This is a genomic window from Dorea sp. MB18-49, from assembly GCF_023669465.1.
Lineage (GTDB): Bacteria > Bacillota > Clostridia > Lachnospirales > Lachnospiraceae > Dorea_A > Dorea_A longicatena.
On sequence record NZ_JAMOYX010000087.1, the window covers coordinates 1 to 3,460 of the forward strand.

Genomic DNA, 3,460 nt, shown 5'->3' on the forward strand with positions numbered 1-3,460 from the left:
ATATCATATACAGGTATGGTTCTTTCTGTTGAGTCCAGTTTTAATGACTCAATAAATGAGTTCATTACTTCACTTGTATCATAGATGATGACCTCTGGTTTATGAATGACATAAACTTCATTTGTAAATTCTTCTGAATAATGACCTAATATCTCCGATACTACTTTCATGTTCATATTGTTTTGATCTAACAGTGTTGCATAAGTGTGCCGTAAATCGTGCCATACATGTTTTGTACAATCAATATTACATTTCTTCATTAGTTTCTTAAAATAATAATACGGTCTTGCGATTGCCTTCCCGTGATCCCTAAACAAAACAAAATCTAAGTTTTCATCAAATTCCGGATCATTTTTCAGTGTTTCTTCATATCGTGCTCTTGCCAGATACAGCTCATCCATAGTCATTGACCTGACGGGTATTCCAGATTTCATCAATCATCAGCTGCCAGTTTTGTTCCAGCACAATCAGATCTGTGAGGTTGCCTACCAGATTGCCAAAGTGCTGGTAACTGAGCCACGGCAGTTCATCGTCCTTGTCTGAATAATCCGGGCTCCGTGTCCCGGCTGTCCGGACTCAGGGGTTCTTCCGCACGGGAATATTCACATACTATTTTATTTTTCTATTTTCATTGGAATACTCAGTCAGAGACACTGTAAATCATCTTAAAGCACTTGCCATTATCGTAGTAATTGAATACGATTCATGAACAAGGTTTATTTTATATAAGCACTTGCAAATCAGCACCAGTTTGTAATTATTTCATTATAAAATTGTTCCTTATCTCCGGTTCTCTTCAGGTCTTCCTTTACTTTTCCATCTTTTAAGAAAATAATTCTATCACATGAACTTGCTATAATAGGATCATGTGTTACAAGCAGAATTGTTTTCCCCATCTTCTTATTAATCTCTTCTAAAGTATGTATTACAACCTCTGATGAGGCAGAGTCCAGATTTCCTGTTGGTTCGTCCGCCAAAATTAAATCGGGATTGTAGATTAATGCGCGGCAAATCGCAGTTCTTTGTTTTTCTCCTCCTGATAATTCATATGGTTTTTTATCCAATAAATCCGCAATTGCAAACTTCTCAGCCATTTCTTCACATTTTTTCTTACTCTCCTGAACATCTGCCTCATCCAAAATAAGTGGAAGCATAATATTTTCTTTTATAGACAGACTATCCATAAGATAATAATCCTGAAATACAAAAGCAATCTCTGTTCTTCTAAGTCTTGCCAGTTCAGCCCGGTATATATCTTTTGTATCTTTATCTTTGTAATATATTGTTCCGTCATCTGGTTTGTCTAACATTCCCACTGCCTTTAATAATGTAGTTTTTCCACAACCAGAACGTCCCATAATCCCTACAAATTCACCTTCTTCTATCTCAAATGAAACATTATTTAAAACAGGATAAGTAATGATTTCTCCTGTTCGGGAAGTTGAGTAATATGCCTTTTTTAAATTTTCCACTTTTAAAATTTTTTTACTTTTTTCCATTTCCACTATCTCCCTCTATTTTTCTAATATTTCTATAAGCAAATATAAAAATAAAAACAGCAAAAAGCAACCATATAGCACCAACAATCAAAATTATTCCTTTAAAGTATCTATGAACCCACTCAATCTGTAAATGTTTCGCATACAAAAGCATACTACAATACAAAATTGAAATAATTGTGCCACATATAACAGGCAGTCCTCCTGATAGCAGACACTCTTTTATGATTCCCTTTCTGACTTTAGCAGAAGACATTCCTGATTGAATATAAAATCGGTATTTCCATTCTGTCTCCGGAAAATCACACTCCATTTTTATACTCAATACAAATATTCCACACAAAAGCATAATGATAATATTTCCCGCTGCTGAAGCCACGTATAAAAGCTTTGTTTTACTTCTTTCTAACAGCAGCTCTTTCTTCTCGTAAATCAGATTCCCATTATCCGCGTCAAAATAATTTACCTGGGAATGATCTTGGGCATACGCTTTTATTTCTTCGACAACTTTATCATAATTTTCAGGTATGTTCATCATAACAGCCATATTCGCCCCATCTGCTTTCACACAGTTCTTCTGATAATATTCGTCTGAGAATACAATAATATGTTCACATGTTTCACTTCCAAACACACCTGTTAGAATTCTGTCTTCTGTTCCGACAACCTTGAATTTTTCTGTAAAATACTGTACTTTAGGTGCTGCTACGCCTTTTATATACAACCATAAATCAGCCCTTGCTTTTCCTATATAAATTAATGGATTTTTTGTATTGTAACCAATTCCGACTTTGTTTCGTTCAAACCTCTCCCTTTGATATACAACAAATATTTCATTGTCTTTCAAATCTAGCGATTTTCCAGTCCATTTTTCATAAGTTGATGCCGGAATCCCCATATGTTCAGCAATATCTGTCGTTGTCACTCTAGCACATGGTACTTTTCTCAGTTCAACCCCTTCATCATCTGTTAAATGATTCAAAAATTCTTCGTCATCCGTATTTGCCATCCATACCAAGTCAAACGGATAATTCTTCGGTTCGGTAATCGGAAGGTTATCCAATAATTTTATAGAAAAATCCGTCATAATAATTACAAGAAATGCTGCAACGACAAATGACATATTTATATTATAAAAGAATCTATGATACCAGTTTTCCAACCATGTAATTCGTTTATAATACTTCTTCTCTTTTTTATTCAACCGAACGAAATAGTATCCTGCCAAACTAATCATAAGCAGGCACATGCCCGCATTCAAAAATACAGTCGGAATACTTTGGGATATCTTTCCCCAATAAAACAACAGACTTATAAGGCCAATCAAGATCAAAAATATCCCAATCAGTAAAGTTTTCGGTCTCTTCTTCAGTGGTTTCCCGTTCTTTTTTCCAACAGTCAACAATGCATCCATTCCCAGACATGCTATCAATTCATCAAAAACAATGAATAGGATGCCGAAAACTTCACATGAAATCACCAATGTATTCCGCAGTGCAATAAATCCATAATTAACCTCTGTAGTAATTGTATTATAAAAGATATTTTGTAATACTGTTTTTGCACACTCTGCTAATATTTTTCCTAAAATCAAGCCACCAGTTACCGAGGAAAATATAATCCCTGCATATTCAAATCCAATAAACATATATCTATGCTTTTTCTTTAATCCCATCGTATCAAGCAGAACATAATCATAGGATTTTTTTTGTATGTACGAAATAATAACCAGTACCATTAATATAAACAAGAGAATATATGTCTCTTGAAAATTAATAAAAGTGTACATTTCTTCCACTATGCCAGAATTTTGTCCATGTATAATTCCTTCAATACTGTCACTAAATGCATATGATACATATATTGTCGAAACCATTAGTATACCACATAATATAACCAGTAAATAATGACCAAACTTATGTTTTAGTGTTTCAAAAAATATTTTTTTCATTATATATTCC

Annotated in this window: 3 protein-coding genes; all 3 read right to left on the minus strand. The window is 33.9% G+C overall.

What is annotated here, in order from left to right; all coding sequences use genetic code 11:
• A partial coding sequence (locus NCY30_RS14740) for a tyrosine-type recombinase/integrase (RefSeq protein WP_250818871.1) occupies positions 1–434 on the minus strand: 434 nt, incomplete at its 3' end.
• 306 nt (positions 435–740) lie between these two features.
• Positions 741–1,499, minus strand: coding sequence for an ABC transporter ATP-binding protein (locus tag NCY30_RS14745; RefSeq protein WP_055213830.1), 759 nt, complete (start codon positions 1,497–1,499; stop codon positions 741–743).
• The coding region (locus NCY30_RS14750) for a hypothetical protein (RefSeq protein ID WP_250818872.1) at positions 1,486–3,460 on the minus strand (1,975 nt) is incomplete at its 5' end. The genes NCY30_RS14745 and NCY30_RS14750, both read right to left, overlap by 14 nt.